This is a genomic window from Paraburkholderia sp. SOS3 (assembly GCF_001922345.1).
Taxonomy (GTDB): Bacteria; Pseudomonadota; Gammaproteobacteria; order Burkholderiales; family Burkholderiaceae; genus Paraburkholderia.
The window spans coordinates 4,219,108-4,237,866 of the sequence record NZ_CP018811.1 but is presented as its reverse complement, the minus strand read 5'-3'; the positions used below and the strand labels follow the sequence as shown (position 1 = coordinate 4,237,866).

Genomic DNA, 18,759 nt, shown 5'->3' with positions numbered 1-18,759 from the left:
GCGCACCCGCCGCTCGCATCGTTTGAATGCGACGGCGGGTGCCGATCCCCACCGAATTGGATAGACAAGAGAACCACATGGGCAAGGCAACCGGTTTTCTCGAGTTCGAACGCCGCCACGAGGCGTACGAAGCTCCGCTCACGCGTGTGAAGCACTACAAGGAATTCGTCGCGGCACTGACCGACGAAGACGCAAAGATTCAAGGCGCGCGCTGCATGGACTGCGGCATTCCGTTCTGCAACAACGGCTGCCCGGTCAACAACATCATTCCGGACTTCAACGATCTCGTGTTCCGCCAGGACTGGAAGAACGCGATCGAAGTGCTGCACTCGACCAACAACTTCCCGGAGTTCACGGGCCGCATCTGCCCGGCGCCGTGCGAAGCGGCCTGCACGCTCGGCATCAACGACGACCCGGTCGGCATCAAGTCGATCGAGCACGCGATTATCGACAAGGCGTGGGCCGAGGGCTGGGTCGCGCCGCAGCCGCCGAAGCACAAGACCGGCAAGAAGGTCGCGGTGATCGGCTCGGGCCCGGCGGGCCTCGCGGTTGCGCAACAGCTCGCGCGTGCGGGTCACGATGTGACGGTGTTCGAAAAGAACGATCGCATCGGCGGCCTGCTTCGCTACGGCATTCCCGACTTCAAGCTCGAGAAATGGCTCATCGATCGCCGCATGCGCCAGATGGAAGCGGAAGGCGTGACGTTCCGCGCGAATGTGTTCGTCGGCAAGGACGCGCTGCCCGCGCACATCGGCAATACCGCGAAGGAGACGGTCACGCCCGACGAACTGAAGGATCAGTTCGACGCCGTCGTGATCGCGGGCGGTTCGGAAACGCCGCGCGACCTGCCGGTGCCGGGGCGCGAGCTCGCCGGCGTTCACTACGCGATGGAGTTCTTGCCGCAGCAGAACAAGGTCAACGCGGGCGATAAGGTCGCGGACCAGATTCTCGCGAAGGGCAAGCACGTCGTCGTGATCGGCGGCGGCGATACGGGCTCGGACTGCGTGGGCACGTCGAACCGTCATGGCGCGAAGGACGTCGCGCAGTTCGAACTGCTGCCGCAGCCGCCCGAAGAAGAGAACAAGCCGCTCGTGTGGCCGTACTGGCCGGTCAAGCTGCGCACGTCGTCGTCGCACGAGGAAGGCTGCGAGCGCGATTGGGCGGTCGCGACGAAGCGCTTCGAAGGCAAGAACGGCAAGGTCGAGAAGCTGATTGCGGCGCGCGTCGAGTGGAAGGACGGCAAGATGCAGGAAGTGCCGGGCTCCGAATTCGAAATGAAGGCCGACCTCGTGCTGCTCGCGATGGGCTTCACGCAGCCGGTCTCGCCGGTTCTCGAAGCGTTCGGCGTCGACAAGGATGCGCGCGGCAACGTGCGTGCGTCGACCGAAGGCGACAAGGCGTATTACACGTCGGTCGACAAGGTATTTACGGCCGGCGATATGCGCCGCGGGCAGTCGCTCGTCGTGTGGGCGATTCGCGAAGGGCGGCAGTGCGCGCGTTCGGTCGACGCGTATCTGATGGGAAGTTCGGAGTTGCCGCGCTAACTGCGCGCGACAGCTAAACGTCTTCCCGGGCCGGCGCCGATTCGACGTGACGAAGCCTCGGCTGCGATGCAGCGAATTTGCAGGAAGAGGTGGAGACGACAAGTGCGGTACAGGGCCATGACTCGAAGGCCATGAGACCTTCGAGCTACCGCTCCGGAGGCCGGGCGCCCGCAAGGGCGGCCCGGCCCTCTGTTTTTTCGGGGCGCGGCAGTTGCCCGTTGGCCGATTCGTTCCGCCCTGGCGATAATGCGACGATGACTTCGCCGCGCCGCACGCGCAGAGCCCAAGCGATGCATCGACACAATCGACTGACCGGGAACGGCAGCGACGCCGCGCCGGAAAACCCGGCCGGCGACGCCCGGCGAAACCCGACGCAAGGCTGGCAGCGCTGCTTCATCGCGCTCGAACCCGACGCCGCCACGCGCGATGCGCTCGCCGCGGTGCCGATTCCGGCTGCCGCGCGTCGCGTGCCATACGATCAGTTGCATCTGACCGTCACGTTTATCGGCGCTCTGACGCACGAACTCGGCGCCGCGCTCATCGACGCTCTCGCGCCGCAGACCATTCCACTGAAGCCCGCGCCCGTCGCGTGCATCGAGCACTGGCCGCGCGCGTCGCATCCGCGGCTCACGGTGGCGATGCTCGCGATGTCCGACGAATTCGTCGCGCTCGACTGGCGCATGCGTAGCTTGATGATCGATCTCGGCCTGCAGGTCGACGCGCGCACGTTCCGGCCGCATGTGACGCTCGGACGCTTCCGTCGCGACGCGCCGGCTGCGGGCCACGCGCCCGAGCTAAAAGACGATCTGCTCGCGCGTTTCGAATCGTTGACCCTTTATTCGAGCACGCTGGCGCGCACCGGCGCGCGTTATCGCGCGCTGGCAAGCGTGCCGGTGATCGACGCGTAGGTGCGCGCGACGCACGGATGCACGGATGCTCGGGACGCTCGGGACGCTCGGGACGCTCGGGACGCACGCGAGACCCATGCCGCCCGTGAACGACCGGCCGTGCTTCACCCGCGATGACGATATCGCGCGATCGTCAGCCCCTCGAGATCGATCTCCGGCTGCTTCTGCGTGACCAGATTCGCCACGACGCGCCCCGAGCCGAGCGACATCGCCCAGCCCGTCGACCCATGCCCGATGTTGAGCCACAGACGATCGATACCCGAGGCGCCCAGCAGCGGCGCGCCATCGGGCGTCATCGGCCGGCGCCCGACCCAGAACTGCGCGGACGACGGCACGCTTGCGTGAGGAAACCAGTCGTCGAGCACTTTCATCAGCGTGCGCAGCGGCTGTTCGCGCAGCGTCGCCTGCCGGTTGCCGAGCTCCGCGGTGCCGGCGATACGCAGATTGTGTCCGAGCCGCGTGATCGCGGTTTTCAGCGCTTCATCCATTAGCGCCGCGCGTGGCGCTTTCTGGTCGTCGATGATCTGCAGCGTCGCCGAATAGCCTTTGACCGGATAAAGCGGCACCGGTACGCCAAGCGGCTCGAGCAGCGCGGCGCTGTCGACGCCGGCCGCGACGACCACTGCGTTTGCGGCAAGCGTCTCGCTGCCGTGCGCGCTCTCGACATGCACGCCGCGCACCGCGCCGCCTCGCGCGTCGAGTGCGCTCGCGCGCGTATCGAAACGGAAGCGCACGCCTTGGCGCTCGCAAATCGCGCGCAATTCACGCGTGAAGATGGCGCAGTCGCCGGCTTCGTCGTCGGGCAGGTAGAGGCCCGCGTGCGGCGGCTTGCGCGCCCAGCGCAGCCCCGGTTCGACCGACGCGCATTGCGCGCCGCTCAGTTCGCGATACGCGACGCCCGAGTCGCGCAGCATCGCCAGCGCGGGTTGCGCGAGTTCGAGGTCGTAGCCGCTGCGAAACAGCTGCAGATAGCCGTGGCTGCGCCGGTATTCGAACGGATGCGCGGCGCGAAATTCATGCAGACATGCGCGGCTGTAGTACGCAATACGCTGCATCCGCTGTTTGTTCGCACGGAATCGTTCGAGCTCGCATTCGCGCAGCCACCGGCCGATCCAGCGCCATTGCGCGGGGTCGAACGTCGGGCGGAAGACGAACGGCGACGCGCGGTTGAACAGATGCCTGAGGATTTTCGCCGGCATGCCGGGCGCGGCCCATGGCGTCACGTAGCCGGGCGCGATCACGCCCGCATTGCCGAAACTCGTTTCGAGCGCGACGTCGGTTTCGCGTTCGACGACGGTCACATCGCAGCCGCGCTCGCGCAGATAGAAAGCTGTGGCGACGCCGATCACGCCGGCGCCGAGAACGATCGTCTTCATGCACGCGAAAGTACCATCAGACGGCCAGAGCCGCTTGCGCGAGCGGCCTGGCTTTGAGCGCCAACGCGATACGCGCTTCGCCTACGCGGCCTCGCGTTCGACCGCGCGCTCGACATAGAGCGTCTGGTCGTGGAATGCCTCGAGCGTCTTGCGATGCGCGACGCTGACGATCGCCGCATCGGCAAGCCGTTCGGTCAGCGCCGTGTAGATCGCCGCTTCGTTGTCGGGGTCGAGCGCGCTCGTCGCTTCGTCGAGAAACAAAAAGTCGGGCTTTTGCAGCAGCGCGCGCGCGGCGGCGACGCGCTGCTGTTCGCCCGGCGACAGCGTGCGTTCCCAGTGCGCGGACTCGTCCAGACGCGTCGCGAGATCGGGCAGCCGGCACACGGTCAGCACGTCGCGGCACGCTTCGTCGGTGAACGCGTCGTCGAGCGACGGGTAGCAGAGCGCGCCCTTTAACGTACCGATCGGCAGATAGCTGCGCTGCGGAATGAACAGCAGCTTGGCGCCGGCCGGCGCTTCGATCGTGCCTTCGCCGAACGGCCACAAGCCCGCGAGCGCACGCAGCAGCGTGCTCTTGCCCGCGCCTGACGGACCGCGCACGAGCCAGCGCGATTTCGGCGCGATCCTGAACGAGCCGATCGACGCGATCGGTTGCCCGTCCGGACGCTTGAGCACGAGCTCCTTCACGTCGAGCACCTGCGTGTCGGTCAGATGCGTATTGATGCCGCCGTGCGCCGTGCCGCCGACCACCGATTCATGCAGATGCTGGTCTTTCATCACGCGATGGAATTCCCGCAGACGGTTGACGGTGGCGCGCCACTCGGCGAGCGAATCGTAATTGTTGATGAACCACGAGAACGAATCGCTGACCGTGCCGAATGCGCTCGTCAATTGCTGATAAACGCCAAGCGTGATGCTCTTCGAAAAGTACTTGGGCGCGGCCGCGATGTACGGGAACACGATCGCAAGCTGCGAATAGCTGATCACGACGATATTGAAGCGCCGCGTGAAACGCATGACGAGCCGCCAGTTATCGCGGATGTGGCCGAACACGCCTTGCAGCGATTTCTCTTCGGCCGGCTCGCCCTTGTACAGCGCGATCTGATCGGCGTTCTCGCGAATCCGGATCAGCGCGAAACGGAAGTCCGCTTCGACACGCTGCTGCTGGTAGTTGATCGACACGAGCGGGTGGTTGACCTTGTGCGTGATCCACGAGCCGATCGCCGCGTAGATCATCGCGACCCACACCATGTAACCGGGAATCGAGATCTCGGTGCCGAACACGTGGAACGCAAGCGCGCCCGACAGGTTCCACAGGATCACGATGAACGAGAACAGCGTGACCGTGGTCGAGAGCAGCCCGAGGGACAGGTTCAGTGTCGTGCTCGCGAGGCCTTGCAGGTCCGCCGAAACCCGCTGGTCAGGGTTGTCCGCGAGACGGTCGCGTTCGATGCGGTAGTAGGCGTCGTCGCCGAGCCATTCGTTCAGATACTTCGTGGTGAGCCACTGCCGCCAGCGGAATTCGAGCATCTGGCGGAAGTACGTGCGATAGGAGCCGAGCAGAATCAGCGCGAGCGCGATGACCGTGAACTGCAGCAGCGAATGCTTGAAAACCGGGTAGTTGTATTGCTGGATCGCATCGAAAAAGATGCCTTGCCAGCGGTTGAACCAGACGTTGGCGGCCACCATCGTCATATTCATCGCGATGACGAGCACGAGCAGGCCCCATGCGCGCCATCGGTCCTCGGACACCCAGTAGGGCTTGATGAGACCCCACGCGGTGATGTCCGCGGAGCTGTTCGGGTTTTCGGCCATATCTGTCCTTTAAAGCGCTGTCCTTTGAAGCGCTGTCTTCGAAGCGGCGTCGGGTGAACGACTCGTCGATGCGCAGGGGCCGCACGACGGGCGTAGAGCGACGCGTTCGCCGGTCGTTCATCGACGCGCGATTGTCGCGGCCACGGCTTAACCGGAGCTTAATCGCGTGCCCGATGCCGTGCATCGGCGAGCGGACGCGGCTGTGGCCCGGACGGTCCCGGCCCGGGCGCCGCTCTCGATACCGACTGCGTGTCGCGCATTATGTCAGAGGCGCCAGGACGGCTCATATCGAATTCGCCAGGCCGCATACAGTCTCGTGCAGGGCTCCGCGCATCGTCCCGTGTACGGTCTCCGTGCGGCGGCACATGGGCGTCCCGGCCGCATACACGGGCTCGTCATCCCGCGGGTTTTCGCGACGAGCCTTTTATGGTCTAATGACCTTGACGAAACAGGGGTGCTTTGGCGCGGACACACGTCGCGGCGAGGCTGAGAGAGACCCTTCGCACCCGATCCGGGTAATACCGGCGCGGGAAGTTTCGAAGTCTTTCGTTTCCCGCCGCGCGGCCTTTCATCCGGAAGGCGGTTGCCGGCGGGTTCTCCTGCCTCTGCATCCGCAGCCGCCTCCGCGTGTTTCGTCCTTGGGTACGTGCGTTTCGTTGCCGTACGGAAAGGATCCGATGACCGCTCAATCTTCAGTTCTTTATTTGTTCTGCACGCATGGCGCTCGACGCGGCACGCACGGTGTTGCTGCGCTGCGCAAGGGGCAGTCGGCATGACGGCGCGCGAGACATCTGCATCGCAGGCCGGCGTGCGGCGTGGCGCGGTGCCCGATTTCGCCGTGATCGGCGGCGGCTTGTGCGGACGGCTCGTCGCGTGGCGGCTCGCCGGCGCGGGCCACCGTGTCGCGCTGTATGAGCGCGGCGACGCGGCCGGCACGCAGTCGGCCGCGTGGGTCGCGGCCGCGATGCTTGCCCCGCTCGCCGAAGCCGCCAGCGCGGAGTTGCTGATCACGCGGCTCGGTGCCGCGTCGCTCGAGAGCTGGCCGCGCATCGTCGCCGAATTGCCGGAGCCGGTGTTCTTCCAGCGCAACGGCACGCTCGTCGTCTGGCATCACGGCGACCGCAGCGAGGCGCCGCTGTTCGAGCGGCGGCTACGCGCGAATGCACCGGCCGAACTGCTCGAGGGCGGATTGCTCGCGTTGTCCGGCGCGCAGATCAACGCGGCCGAGCCGGCGCTCGCGGGCCGCTTCACGCAAGGGTGGCTGCTGCCGCATGAAGGGCAGCTCGACAACCGGCAGGTGCTTGCCGCGCTTGCTGCAGGGCTCGCCGCGCGCGGCGTCGAGACGCATTGGAACACGGCCGTCGACGACCGCGAGTTGCCCGCCGCGCGCATCACGATCGATTGCCGCGGCCTCGGCGCAAAACCGGTGTTGCCGACGCTGCGCGGCATCCGCGGCGAAGTCGCGCGCGTGCACGCGCCGGGCATCGGACTTGCGCGTCCGGTACGGCTGCTGCATCCGCGCTACCCGCTGTATATCGCGCCGAAGCAGAACGACTTGTACGTGATCGGCGCGACTGAAGTGGAAGGCGAAGACATGTCGCCGGTCAGCGTGCGATCGGCGCTCGAATTGTTGAGCGCCGCGTTTTCCGTGCACCCGGGCTTCGGCGAAGCGCGCATTCTGGAGTTGAACTCGCAGTGCCGGCCGACTTTGCCCGATCATCGGCCGGCCATCGTCTGGGACGGTGGGCAGACGTTGCGCGTGAACGGTCTGTACCGTCACGGTTACATGATCGCGCCGGAAGTGGCGAACGAAGCGGTTCGTGCCGCACTCGCGCTTGCCGACGGCGCCTTCGCCGACATCGATGGATTCGCCGGCTGGCGCCGGCAGTGGCGCTGGACCGAGCTGTTCCACGTCGATCGTCCGACGTTGCGCGATGCGGCGCGCGAGTCTGCGTGAGCACGTTCGAGAGACGCGCGCGCCTGCACACACATTGAGACACACGATTATGGACATTCAAATCAACCAGAAGCCGCTGTCGTTGCCGGAAGGCGCGACCGTTGCCGATGCGCTTGCCGCGTTCGGCGCGCAGCCGCCGTTCGCGGTCGCGTTGAACGGCGATTTCGTTGCGCGCAAGCAGCATGCGGCGCGCGCGTTGCACAGCGGCGACCGGCTCGACGTCGTGCATCCGGTGGCAGGCGGCTGAGTTTTGCCGCTATGGCCGTCGCAGCGACCTGGGCGGCCGCGCATCTGCCGCATCACGCGCCACATGCTTCACAGACGCTGCAGGCACGACAGATCGCAAGCAACACACGAGATACAGGGCATCGACCCAAGGCAACGACCCAAGGCAACCAGGCAACTGCCACAGGCAAGGACTGACTGATGACTTCTACTCAAGCCGCGCCCGCCGACGCGCTCACGCTGTACGGCGAGACTTTCGCGAGCCGCGTGCTGCTCGGCACGTCGCGCTATCCGTCGCTGCAATCGCTTTCCGATTCGATCGAAGCGGCGCGGCCCGGCATGGTCACCGTCGCATTGCGCCGGCAGATGAACGAGGGCGGCGCGCAAGCGGGTTTCTTCGATCTGCTCAAGCGCCACGCCGTGCCGTTGCTGCCGAATACGGCCGGCTGTCAGACGGTCGGCGAAGTGATCACGACCGCGCAGATGGCGCGCGAAGTCTTCGAAACCGACTGGATCAAGCTCGAACTGATCGGCGACGACTACACGCTGCAGCCCGACCCGGTCGGCCTGATCGAAGCCGCCGCGAAGCTCGTGAAGGATGGCTTCAAGGTGCTGCCGTACTGCACTGAAGATCTCGTGATCGGCCGGCGCCTGCTCGACGCGGGCTGCGAAGCGCTGATGCCGTGGGGCGCGCCGATCGGCACGGGCAAGGGCCTCATCAATCCGTACGGCTTGCGCGTGCTGCGCGAGCGGTTGCCCGATGTTCCGCTGATCGTCGATGCGGGCCTCGGCGTGCCGTCGCATGCAAGCCAGGTGATGGAATGGGGCTTCGACGGCGTGCTGCTGAACACGGCCGTGTCGCAGGCCACGCATCCGGAGACGATGGCGCGCGCATTCGCGCTCGGCGTCGAAGCGGGCCGCACCGCGTATCTCGCGGGCCCGATGGCCGAGCGCGAGGCCGCGCATGCGAGCACGCCTGTCGTCGGCATGCCGTTCTGGCACCAGGATGGGAGCGCCGCGGCATGACCGACACACTGAAGCTGACGGGCCGCGACCTCTTCTGGCCGCCCGCCGACGAACTGACGGAAGCCGCCGAGCGGATTCGCGCGCGTCTCGGCGACTGGCCGCCGACGCACGCACCATGGCGCATCTGCCTGACCGCGCCCGATGCGCCGAACGGCGGCGATCTGCTCGTTGTCGCCGACGAGCAGCATCAGCAATATGGCGAGCAGATCGCGCGCTGGCTCGTACAAGGCGCGGGCGTGATCGAAGCGGGTAAAAACGGCGCGACGCTGCATCTCGGCGGCGAGCGCTATCGGCTCGAAGGGCAACTGGCTGAAGATTGGCTCGCCGCGCTCGCGGCGTTCCTCGATTGCGGCTTCGACCCGCACGACGCGCTCGTGCTCGCGCTCGCGTGGCGCGACGGCGACGAAAAGCGCGCCGCCGACGCGTGGCCGACCGACATCGCCCGTTTCCCGCGCGTCGCCGGCTTGCCGGCCGCGCCGTCGCAGCCGTTCGCGCCGTGTCCGCACGACCTCGGCCTGTACCCGGTGCTGCCGACCGCGGAATGGGTCGAGCGCGTCGCCGGCTTCGGCGTGAAGACAATCCAGCTGCGCCGCAAGTCGGCCGAGCCTGCCGCCGAACTCGCGAGCGAAATCGCGCGCGCGGTCGCGGCCGGGCGCAAGCACGACGCGCGCGTGTTCATCAACGACCACTGGCGCGCGGCGCTCGAAGCGGGCGCCTATGGCGTCCACCTCGGCCAGGAGGACGTGCATACGGCCGATCTGCACGCGATCGCGGCCGCGGGCCTGCGCCTCGGCCTGTCGACGCACGGCTACTACGAGATGCTGACGGCGCTGCATTTCCGGCCCAGCTACATCGCGCTCGGCGCCGTATTCGCGACGACGACCAAGGTCATGCCGACCGCGCCGCAAGGCCTCGCGCGCCTCGCGCGCTACGTGCGCCTGCTCGATGGCGTCGTGCCGATCCTCGCGATCGGCGGCATCAGCGGCGACGTGCTGCCGGCGGTGCTTGCGACCGGGGTGCGGAGCGCGGCCGTCGTGCGCGCGGTCATCGAAGCGGCTGATCCCGCCGCGGCCGTTGCATCATTGCAGAAAGCTTTCGGCAGCCGATCGTCAGATTAAGTAAAGGGACAGAATGCAACAAGGCAGCGTTTTCACGATGGCCCTATAATTCGGCTTCCGTGTAAAAGGACTGTCAGAGTTGCCTTCTTCTCCCGAGACCCTCCTCGAGCTACGCGACGTCGACTTCGGTTACAGCGACCGGCTCGTTCTGTCGAACCTGAATCTGCGCTTTGGGCGCGGTCAGGTCGTGGCGGTGATGGGCGGCTCCGGGTGCGGCAAGACCACGGTGCTGCGCCTGATCGGCGGCCTCGAGCGTGCCCGGCGCGGCCAGGTGCTGTTCCATGGCCAGGACATCGGCGCGCAGACGCGCGACGGCCTCTACGCGCTGCGCCGTCGCATGGGCATGCTGTTCCAGTTCGGTGCCCTCTTCACCGATATGTCGGTGTTCGAGAACGTTGCGTTTGCGCTACGCGAGCACACCGATCTTCCCGAAGAACTGATTCGCGACCTCGTGCTGATGAAGCTCAACGCAGTCGGCCTGCGCGGCGCGCGCGATCTCGCGCCGTCGGAAATTTCGGGCGGCATGGCGCGGCGCGTGGCGCTCGCGCGCGCGATCGCACTCGATCCCGAGCTGATCATGTACGACGAGCCGTTCGCCGGTCTCGACCCGATCTCGCTCGGCATCACCGCGAACCTGATTCGCACGCTGAACCGCGCGCTCGGTGCGACGTCGATTCTCGTCACACACGATGTGCCCGAATCGTTTGCCATTGCCGACTACGTGTACTTTCTCGCGAACGGCGGCGTGCATGCGCAAGGCACGCCGGACGAACTGCGCGCGTCGCAGGACCCGGTCGTGCGGCAGTTCATCGACGGCGCGCCGGACGGTCCGTTCAAGTTTCACTATGCGGGCAGCACGCCGCTTGCGGTGGATTTCGGCCTTGACGGCAACGGAGGCCGCTCATGATTTCAATCATCGGACGCTCGGTGCTCGGCGGCCTGGGCACCGCGGGCTACGGAGCGCGCATGTTCGTGCGCCTCGTGCTCGAGTTTTTTCCGCTGTTGCGCCGGCCGCGGCTTGTCACGAAACAGATTCATTTCGTCGGTAACTATTCGCTTGTCATCATCGCCGTGTCGGGGCTGTTCGTCGGCTTCGTGCTCGGGCTGCAGGGTTACTACACGTTGAATCGCTACGGTTCCGAGCAGGCGTTGGGTCTGCTCGTCGCGTTGTCGCTCGTGCGCGAACTGGGGCCGGTCGTGACCGCATTGCTGTTCGCCGGGCGCGCGGGCACCTCGCTCACAGCCGAGATCGGCCTGATGAAGGCGGGCGAACAGCTGACGGCAATGGAAATGATGGCCGTCGATCCGCTGAAGGTAGTCGTCGCGCCGCGGATGTGGGCGGGCATCATCGCGATGCCGGTTCTTGCCGCGATTTTCAGCGCGGTCGGCATCGTCGGCGGTTATGTGGTGGGGGTGCTGCTGATCGGCGTCGATGCCGGCGCGTTCTGGTCGCAGATGCAAGGTGGCGTCGACGTCTGGCGCGACGTCGGCAACGGCGTGATCAAGAGCGTAGTGTTCGGTTTTGCGGTGACGTTCATCGCACTTTTCCAGGGCTACGAAGCGAAGCCGACACCCGAAGGCGTGTCGCGCGCAACGACCAAAACGGTCGTCTACGCGTCGCTTGCCGTACTCGGCCTCGATTTCCTGCTGACCGCACTGATGTTCAGCTAGGTCCCGCGCGGGTGCGCCGGGAAGCGGCGCGTCGCGCGCGCCCTTCGGCTGCGCGCCGGCGCGTCAAGATTCACTTTGGGATGACGATGAAAAAGACTGCTCTCGACTTCTGGGTCGGCCTGTTCGTGGTGCTGGGCTTCATTGCGCTGCTGTTCCTCGCGCTGAAAGCCGGCAACATGAGCTCGCTATCGTTCCAGGCAACCTACCCGGTCAAGCTCAAGTTCGACAACATTGGCGGCCTGAAGCCGCGCGCGCCGGTCAAGAGCGCGGGCGTCACGGTCGGCCGCGTGGCGTCGATCGGCTTCGACAGCAACACGTACCAGGCGCTCGTTACGATCGATATCGACAAGCAGTACCCGTTTCCGAAGGACAGCTCCGCGAAAATTCTCACGTCGGGGCTTCTCGGCGAGCAATACATCGGGCTCGAGCCAGGCGGCGACACCGAAATGCTGAAGGCCGGCGACACGATTACGATGACGCAGTCGGCCATCGTGCTCGAAAACCTGATTGGACAATTCCTGTACAGCAAGGCCGCCGATTCGGGCGCGGCGAAGCCGGCGGCGCCTCCCGCGCCGGCACCGGCCGCGCCGGCTCAACCCGCCTCGGGCGCGGCTCAATAAGGAGAACAAGATTGCAGATGAAACTCCAGCGCGCCGCGGCGATCGCGCTTGCCGTAGCGGCTCTCGCCGGCTGCTCGACGGTTCAGACGCCGAGCAAGGACGACCCGTGGGAAGGCCTTAACCGTACCGTATTCACGTTCAACGACAAGGTCGACAGATACGCACTGAAGCCTGTCGCGCAGGGCTACGTGAAGATCACGCCGCAGCCGGTGCGCGACAGCGTGACGAACTTCTTCTCGAACATCGGCGACGTCTATGTCGCGGCGAACAACCTGCTGCAGTTGAAGATCGCCGATGGTGTCGGCGACATCATGCGGATCGTGATCAACACGGTGTTCGGCGTCGGCGGCCTGTTCGACGTTGCGACGCTCGCGAAGCTGCCGAAGCACGATACCGATCTCGGCATCACGCTTGGCCACTATGGCGTGCCGTCGGGCCCGTATCTGGTGCTGCCGCTGTTCGGGCCGAGCACGGTGCGCGACGCGGCCGGCTATGTCGGCAACTATTTTGCGAACCCGATCTCGTATATCGATTCGGATGCGATCAGCTGGAGCCTGTGGGGCGTGCAGCTCGTCAACACGCGCGCGAACCTGCTGAACGCGAGCGACGTGCTCGAAGGCGCCGCGCTCGACAAGTACTCGTTCGTGCGCAATGCGTATCTGCAGCGGCGCCAGTATCTGCTGACGGGCGGCACGAGCGGCGCGCTGCCGAACTATGGCGACGGCGCGGCGCTGCCGAATTACGATCAGGATGGCGCGGGGGCCGCAGGCGCGGCCGGCGCGGTGTCGGGCGGCGGGGCGGTTCCTGCGGCACCGGCATCGTCGGCGGCGCCGTCGCAGGCGCCCGAGGGTACGTCGGGTACATCGGGCACGCCGGCTGCTGAAGGTGCTTCTCCGGCTTCCGGTACGCCTTCAATCGACACGGTGCCCGGCGGTCAGGTCGTTCCGCCGGGGCGTTATCCGTCGCTGCGGCTGCGCTAGGCCGAACCGTTGCGAGCGCTCGTAACACCGGGATACAACTCTCGCAAGTTTCGCGTGGTTTACGATAGAACTTGCGTGATATCGTGGGCTCGAAGTTAGCGTTCCTCTTTTTGCAGGGCTTGAAATGAAAAAATTCTTCTTTATCCCGTTTTTCGCAGCATTATTCGCGTTCGGCGGCGCGGCGTCGGCGCAGACCGTCGATACGAATTCGCCGGACGGCATGGTGAAGACCGTTACGCAGCAGGTCATCGATACGATCCGCTCGGACAAGTCGATCCAGCAAGGCGACATCAACCGGATCACGCAGCTCGTCAACGAAAAGATCCTGCCGTACATCGATTTCCGCCGCACCACGCAACTGGCGATGGGCCGCAGCTGGCGCACCGCTACGCCGCAGCAGCAGGAGCAGGTGGTCGAGCAGTTCAAGATGCTGCTGATCCGCACGTACGCGGGCGCGCTCGCCCAGGTGCGCAATCAGGAAATCCAGTACAAGCCGTTCCGCGCCAATCCCGACGACACGGACGTCGTGGTGCGCTCGACCGTGATGAACAACGGTCAGCCGATCGAGCTCGACTATCGTCTGTACAAGACGCCGCAAGGCTGGCGCGTCTATGACATCAACGTGCTCGGCGCGTGGCTGATCCAGGCGTACCAGCAGCAGTTCCAGGAGCAGATCCAGCAGCACGGCGTCGACGGGCTGATCCAGTTCCTCACGCAGCGCAACCAGCAACTCGCGGCGGGCAAGCAGTCGTGAACGCCACGCCACAACGGGCTGGTGTGGCCGGCGCCGCCACCGGCAATCCGCCCGATCAGTTCGCGACCGGCTCGACGCTGACGCACGCGAGCGCTAAAGAGGCGCTCGCGGCCGGTCTCGCGCGCATCGCGGGCGGTGCGCGCGGCGTCGATTGCGCGCCGCTCGCGCAATTCGATTCATCCGCGCTCGCGGTGCTGCTCGCATGGCAGCGCGCCGCGCATGCGCGTGGCGCAGTGCTGGAAGTCGTCAATCTCCCCGCCGGGCTTGCAAGTCTTGCGCAGGCCTATGGCGTCGACACGCTGCTGTCGGCGCGACATTCGCGTTCCATCGATCCCGAGCGCCCGCCTTCGTGATGCGCAGCTGAAACCGGCGATCCGGATTTCAGCGCCGGGTCTGAGACAAGGTCTGACACAAGGTCGGACGCAAGGTCGGACGCAAGGTCGGACGCAAGGTCGGACACAAGGTCGAACGCAAGTTGCCCCCGCCTCTGCGCACCAGGTTTTGCCCCTGCAATTTCAGCTGCGGATTGCGCGCGCACTTTGCCCTATAATCAAACGTTTTTTGGGGCAAGCAACCGGCCCCAATTTCGTTTCGCCGCATATTCGTTGCATCCTTTCTCGTGCGCACCGCGCACTTTTCAGTCGCCGCCATCCGTCGGCGCATAGTCATGCCAGCCATAGAATTCCGTAACGTCAAGAAGCGCTACAAGAGTCTGCAAGCGCTCAAGGGCGTGAGTCTGACGGTTGAAGAAGGCGAGTTCTTCGGGCTGCTCGGCCCGAACGGCGCGGGCAAAACGACGCTCATCAGCATCCTCGCGGGTCTCGCGCGCGCCGACGAAGGCAGTGTCGCGGTGCGCGGCCATGACGTCGTCGACGATTTCCGTGCCGCGCGCCGCGCGCTCGGCGTCGTGCCGCAAGAACTGGTGTTCGATCCGTTTTTCACCGTGCGCGAAACCCTGCGCATCCAGTCCGGCTATTTCGGTCTGCGTCACAACGATGCCTGGATCGACGAAGTGATGGCCAATCTCGATCTGACCGAAAAAGCCGATGCGAACATGCGCGCGCTGTCGGGCGGCATGAAGCGCCGCGTGCTCGTCGCGCAGGCGCTCGTGCACCGGCCGCCCGTGATCGTGCTCGACGAGCCCACGGCGGGCGTCGACGTCGAATTGCGCCAGACGCTGTGGAAGTTCATTTCGCGTTTGAACCGCGAAGGCCACACGATCGTGCTGACCACGCACTACCTCGAAGAAGCCGAATCGCTGTGCGACCGCATCGCGATGCTGCGGCGTGGCGAGGTCGTGGCGCTCGAACGCACGAGCGAGCTGTTGCAGCGCTTCGCGGGCCTGCAGCTGTTCGTGCGTTTCGCGCAAGGCGTGCTGCCGGCCGAACTGCGCGCGCTCGAAGTCGAGGCGGGCACGGTCAATGCAAACGAGCATTCGCTGCGCCTGTCGACCTACGACGACGTCGAGCGGATTCTCTCGCAGTGCCGCGCGGCGGGCTGTACATTCGATGAGATCGAGGTACGCAAGGCGGATCTCGAAGACGTGTTCGTCCAGGTGATGAACGCGCCCGAAGTGGTCGAGGGGCTTGCATGAGCGGGTTTCGCACGCTGTTCTACAAGGAGCTTCTGCGGTTCTGGAAGGTGTCGTTCCAGACGGTGCTCGCGCCGATCGTCACCGCGCTGCTGTATCTGATGATCTTCGGCCACGCGCTGCGCGACCATGTGCAGGTGTATAGCGGAGTCGGCTACACGAGCTTCCTGATTCCCGGCCTCGTGATGATGAGCGTGTTGCAGAATGCGTTTGCGAACAGTTCGTCGTCGCTGATCCAGTCGAAGATCACCGGCAATCTCGTGTTCGTGCTGCTGCCGCCGCTGTCGCACTGGGAAATGTACGGCGCCTACGTGCTCGCTTCGGTCGCGCGCGGTCTCGCGGTCGGCTTCGGCGTATTTATCGTGACCATCTGGTTCATTCCGGTCAGCTTCACCGCGCCGCTCTTCATCATCCTGTTTGCGGTGCTCGGATCCGCGATTCTCGGCACGCTTGGCGTGGTGGCCGGCATCTGGGCCGAGAAGTTCGATCAGCTCGCGGCGTTCCAGAATTTCATCATCGTGCCGCTCACGTTCCTGTCGGGCGTGTTCTATTCGACGCACACGCTGCCGCCAGGCTGGCGCGAGGTGTCGCGGCTCAATCCGTTTTTCTACATGATCGACGGCTTTCGCTATGGCTTTTTCGGCCAGTCGGATATCAATCCGCTCGTGAGCCTTGCGATCGTCGCCGCTTTTTTCGTGGTGCTGGCCGTGCTCGCGATGCGTCTGCTCGCAAGCGGCTACAAGCTGCGCCACTAGCGGGCGCGAGCCCGCCCAGCAGCCCGGACAACCCAGGAGCGTCCCATGTTACCGACTCCCGAACAGATCAAGACTTACATCTCGGCAGGCCTGCCGTGCGAGCATCTCGAAGTCGAGGGCGACGGCCAGCATTTCTTCGCGACCATCGTGTCGACGAGCTTCGAAGGCAAGCGGCTGATCCAGCGGCATCAGCTCGTCTACGCGGCGCTCGGCGATCGCATGCGCGAAGAAATCCACGCTCTCAGCATGAAAACACTGACGCCTGCCGAGTGGCAGAGCGCGTAATCTGGAACACTAGTGCGTATTACACAAGATAGTCAGGGCGCCGTCAGCGGCGCCGCCCACCTTTCCGCTCAGGCGCAAAACAGCGCGCGCAACGAACAGGAACCGACAGGCATGGACAAACTCGTCATCGAAGGCGGTCGGCAGTTGGCAGGGGAGATTACCGTTTCGGGGGCCAAGAACGCGGCGCTGCCGATTCTTTGCGCAAGCCTGTTGAGCGCGGATCCGGTCCAGCTCGCGAACGTGCCGAATCTGCAGGACGTGCGCACGACGCTGAAGCTGTTGCGACAGATGGGCGTGCAGGCCGAAATGGCCGAGGACACCGGCAGGGTGATGCTCGATGCGTCGAAGGTGAACAACCTCGTCGCGCCGTACGAACTCGTGAAGACCATGCGTGCGTCGATCCTCGTGCTCGGCCCGCTCGTGGCGCGTTTCGGCGAAGCGAAAGTATCGCTGCCGGGCGGCTGCGCGATCGGTGCGCGGCCGGTCGACCAGCATATCAAGGGCCTGCAGGCGATGGGCGCCGAGATCACGATCGAGCATGGCTTCATCGAGGCGCGCGCGAAGCGGCTCAAGGGCGCGCGCATCATCACCGACATGATTACCGTGACGGGCACCGAGAACCTGCTGATGGCGGCCGTGCTCGCCGAAGGCGAGACGGTGCTCGAAAATGCGGCGCGCGAGCCGGAAGTGGCCGATCTCGCGCATCTGCTCGTCGCGATGGGCGCGAAGATCGACGGGATCGGCACGGACCGGCTCGTGATCCGGGGCGTCGACAGGCTGCACGGCGCCGAACATACGGTCGTGCCGGACCGCATCGAGGCGGGCACGTTCCTGTGCGCGGTCGCGGCTGTCGGCGGCGATGTGACGTTGCGCCACACGCGCCCGCAGACGCTTGAAGCCGTGATCGACAAGCTGCGCGAAGCAGGCGTCGCGATCGACGAGGGCGCGGACTGGATGCGCGTGCGGATGAACCAGCGCGCGAAGGCCGTGTCGTTCCGCACCTCCGAATATCCGGCGTTCCCGACCGACATGCAGGCGCAATTCATGGCGCTCAACGCGATCGCCGATGGCCCGTCGCGGGTGGTCGAGACGATCTTCGAGAACCGCTTCATGCATGTGCAGGAGCTCAATCGTCTCGGCGCGAACGTCACGATCGACGGCAATACGGCGCTCGTGAACGGCGTCGACAAACTCTCGGGTGCGAAGGTGATGGCAACCGATCTGCGCGCGTCGGCAAGTCTCGTGATCGCGGGTCTGTGCGCCGAAGGCGAAACGCTGATCGACCGTATCTATCACCTCGACCGCGGCTACGACCGGATGGAAGTGAAGCTCACCGCGGTCGGCGCCAATGTGCGGCGCATTTCGGGCAAGCAGGCATGAGCGCCGCGCCGTCGAAGGATACTGCGTCGTCGTCCCGGCAAACGTCTTCTGTGCAGGGCGTTGTCGCGCCATTGACGCTTGCGCTGTCGAAAGGGCGTATTTTCGAGGAAACGGTGCCGCTGCTCGCGGCGGCGGGCGTGGAGGTGGCTGAAGACCCGGAGTCGTCGCGCAAGCTGATTTTGCCGACCACCGATCCGAACCTGCGCGTGATCATCGTGCGCGCGACCGACGTGCCGACCTACGTCGAATACGGCGCCGCCGATTTCGGTGTGGCCGGCAAGGACGTGCTGATCGAACACGGTGGCAGCGGACTGTACCAGCCCGTCGACCTCGATATCGCGCGTTGCCGCATGTCGGTTGCGGTGAAGGCCGGTTTCGACTACGCGAACGCGGTGCGGCAGGGCGCGCGCTTGCGCGTCGCAACCAAGTATGTGGAAACCGCGCGCGAGCATTTCGCGGCGAAGGGCGTGCACGTCGACCTGATCAAGCTGTACGGCTCGATGGAACTGGCGCCGCTCGTGGGCCTCGCCGACGCGATCGTTGACCTCGTCAGCTCGGGCGGTACGTTGCGTGCGAACAATCTGGTCGAGGTCGAGGAGATCATGCAGATCTCGTCGCGCCTCGTCGTAAATCAGGCCGCGCTGAAGTTGAAGCGCGCCGCGCTGCGGCCGTTCCTCGATGCGTTCGAACACGCATCGAAACGCACGGCCTGACGACGCCCGGGCGGCGTCGTGATGCGAAGCAAAGCGCATTG

19 protein-coding genes and 1 riboswitch are annotated in these 18,759 nt (G+C 65.4%); of the genes, 17 read left to right on the top strand and 2 right to left on the bottom strand.

The genetic code is table 11. The features are described 5' to 3' along the window. Positions 1-77: 77 nt before the first annotated feature. On the top strand, positions 78-1,544 hold the full coding sequence (locus tag BTO02_RS18880; RefSeq protein ID WP_075158317.1) for a glutamate synthase subunit beta: 1,467 nt from the start codon (positions 78-80) through the stop codon (positions 1,542-1,544). A gap of 290 nt (positions 1,545-1,834) precedes the next feature. Further along, positions 1,835-2,452, top strand: coding sequence for an RNA 2',3'-cyclic phosphodiesterase (gene thpR / locus BTO02_RS18875; RefSeq protein ID WP_083615266.1), 618 nt, complete (start codon positions 1,835-1,837; stop codon positions 2,450-2,452). 104 nt (positions 2,453-2,556) lie between these two features. Here the strand turns inward: thpR and BTO02_RS18870 are convergent, their stop codons facing one another. Continuing rightward, positions 2,557-3,828 (bottom strand): D-amino acid dehydrogenase, encoded by a 1,272-nt coding sequence (locus tag BTO02_RS18870; RefSeq protein ID WP_075158316.1) that lies wholly within the window; start codon positions 3,826-3,828, stop codon positions 2,557-2,559. A gap of 81 nt (positions 3,829-3,909) precedes the next feature. Next, complete coding sequence (locus tag BTO02_RS18865; protein WP_075158315.1) at positions 3,910-5,643, bottom strand: ABC transporter ATP-binding protein/permease; 1,734 nt, start codon at positions 5,641-5,643, stop codon at positions 3,910-3,912. Between the two features lie 440 nt (positions 5,644-6,083). Further along, a riboswitch (TPP riboswitch) is annotated at positions 6,084-6,193 on the top strand. A gap of 258 nt (positions 6,194-6,451) precedes the next feature. On the opposite strand from BTO02_RS18865, the gene BTO02_RS18860 reads away from it, so the two are divergent. The 15 genes from BTO02_RS18860 to hisG all read left to right on the top strand — a co-directional run bounded on the left by BTO02_RS18860 (position 6,452) and on the right by hisG (position 18,718). Continuing rightward, entirely contained in the window at positions 6,452-7,600 is a 1,149-nt protein-coding gene (locus tag BTO02_RS18860; protein ID WP_075159007.1) for an FAD-dependent oxidoreductase, read from the top strand. 49 nt (positions 7,601-7,649) lie between these two features. Beyond that, positions 7,650-7,847 carry a sulfur carrier protein ThiS gene (gene thiS, locus BTO02_RS18855; RefSeq protein WP_075158314.1) on the top strand — a complete coding sequence of 66 codons (198 nt, stop codon included), beginning with the start codon at positions 7,650-7,652 and terminating at the stop codon, positions 7,845-7,847. 179 nt (positions 7,848-8,026) lie between these two features. Continuing rightward, entirely contained in the window at positions 8,027-8,851 is an 825-nt protein-coding gene (locus tag BTO02_RS18850; protein WP_075158313.1) for a thiazole synthase, read from the top strand. After that, complete coding sequence (gene thiE / locus BTO02_RS18845) at positions 8,848-9,969, top strand: thiamine phosphate synthase (protein WP_075158312.1); 1,122 nt, start codon at positions 8,848-8,850, stop codon at positions 9,967-9,969. The genes BTO02_RS18850 and thiE overlap by 4 nt, the downstream gene beginning before the upstream one ends. 79 nt (positions 9,970-10,048) lie before the next feature. After that, positions 10,049-10,876: an ABC transporter ATP-binding protein gene (locus tag BTO02_RS18840; RefSeq protein ID WP_075158311.1), complete on the top strand. Its 828-nt coding sequence runs from the start codon at positions 10,049-10,051 to the stop codon at positions 10,874-10,876. After that, complete coding sequence (gene mlaE / locus BTO02_RS18835; RefSeq protein WP_075158310.1) at positions 10,873-11,640, top strand: lipid asymmetry maintenance ABC transporter permease subunit MlaE; 768 nt, start codon at positions 10,873-10,875, stop codon at positions 11,638-11,640. The genes BTO02_RS18840 and mlaE overlap by 4 nt, the downstream gene beginning before the upstream one ends. Before the next feature lie 86 nt (positions 11,641-11,726). Then, positions 11,727-12,260 carry an outer membrane lipid asymmetry maintenance protein MlaD gene (gene mlaD, locus BTO02_RS18830; RefSeq protein WP_075159006.1) on the top strand — a complete coding sequence of 178 codons (534 nt, stop codon included), beginning with the start codon at positions 11,727-11,729 and terminating at the stop codon, positions 12,258-12,260. Positions 12,261-12,277: 17 nt separating this feature from the next. Beyond that, positions 12,278-13,240, top strand: coding sequence for an MlaA family lipoprotein (locus BTO02_RS18825; RefSeq protein WP_075158309.1), 963 nt, complete (start codon positions 12,278-12,280; stop codon positions 13,238-13,240). A gap of 124 nt (positions 13,241-13,364) precedes the next feature. Next, positions 13,365-13,994 (top strand): MlaC/ttg2D family ABC transporter substrate-binding protein, encoded by a 630-nt coding sequence (locus tag BTO02_RS18820; protein ID WP_075158308.1) that lies wholly within the window; start codon positions 13,365-13,367, stop codon positions 13,992-13,994. 23 nt (positions 13,995-14,017) lie between these two features. After that, a complete protein-coding gene (locus BTO02_RS18815) occupies positions 14,018-14,347 on the top strand; it encodes an STAS domain-containing protein (protein WP_075158307.1) in 330 nt (109 codons plus the stop codon). 314 nt (positions 14,348-14,661) lie between these two features. Then, on the top strand, positions 14,662-15,588 hold the full coding sequence (locus BTO02_RS18810; protein ID WP_075158306.1) for an ABC transporter ATP-binding protein: 927 nt from the start codon (positions 14,662-14,664) through the stop codon (positions 15,586-15,588). Next, entirely contained in the window at positions 15,585-16,340 is a 756-nt protein-coding gene (locus tag BTO02_RS18805; protein ID WP_075158305.1) for an ABC transporter permease, read from the top strand. The genes BTO02_RS18810 and BTO02_RS18805 overlap by 4 nt, the downstream gene beginning before the upstream one ends. Positions 16,341-16,385: 45 nt before the next feature. Continuing rightward, positions 16,386-16,625: a BolA family protein gene (locus BTO02_RS18800; protein ID WP_075158304.1), complete on the top strand. Its 240-nt coding sequence runs from the start codon at positions 16,386-16,388 to the stop codon at positions 16,623-16,625. Positions 16,626-16,637: 12 nt separating this feature from the next. Beyond that, positions 16,638-18,005 carry a UDP-N-acetylglucosamine 1-carboxyvinyltransferase gene (gene murA, locus BTO02_RS18795; protein WP_442953429.1) on the top strand — a complete coding sequence of 456 codons (1,368 nt, stop codon included), beginning with the start codon at positions 16,638-16,640 and terminating at the stop codon, positions 18,003-18,005. After that, the gene (gene hisG, locus BTO02_RS18790; RefSeq protein WP_075158302.1) at positions 18,002-18,718 is read left to right on the top strand and encodes an ATP phosphoribosyltransferase; all 717 of its coding nucleotides are present in this window, start codon (positions 18,002-18,004) and stop codon (positions 18,716-18,718) included. The genes murA and hisG overlap by 4 nt, the downstream gene beginning before the upstream one ends. The last annotated feature ends 41 nt before the right edge of the window (positions 18,719-18,759 follow it).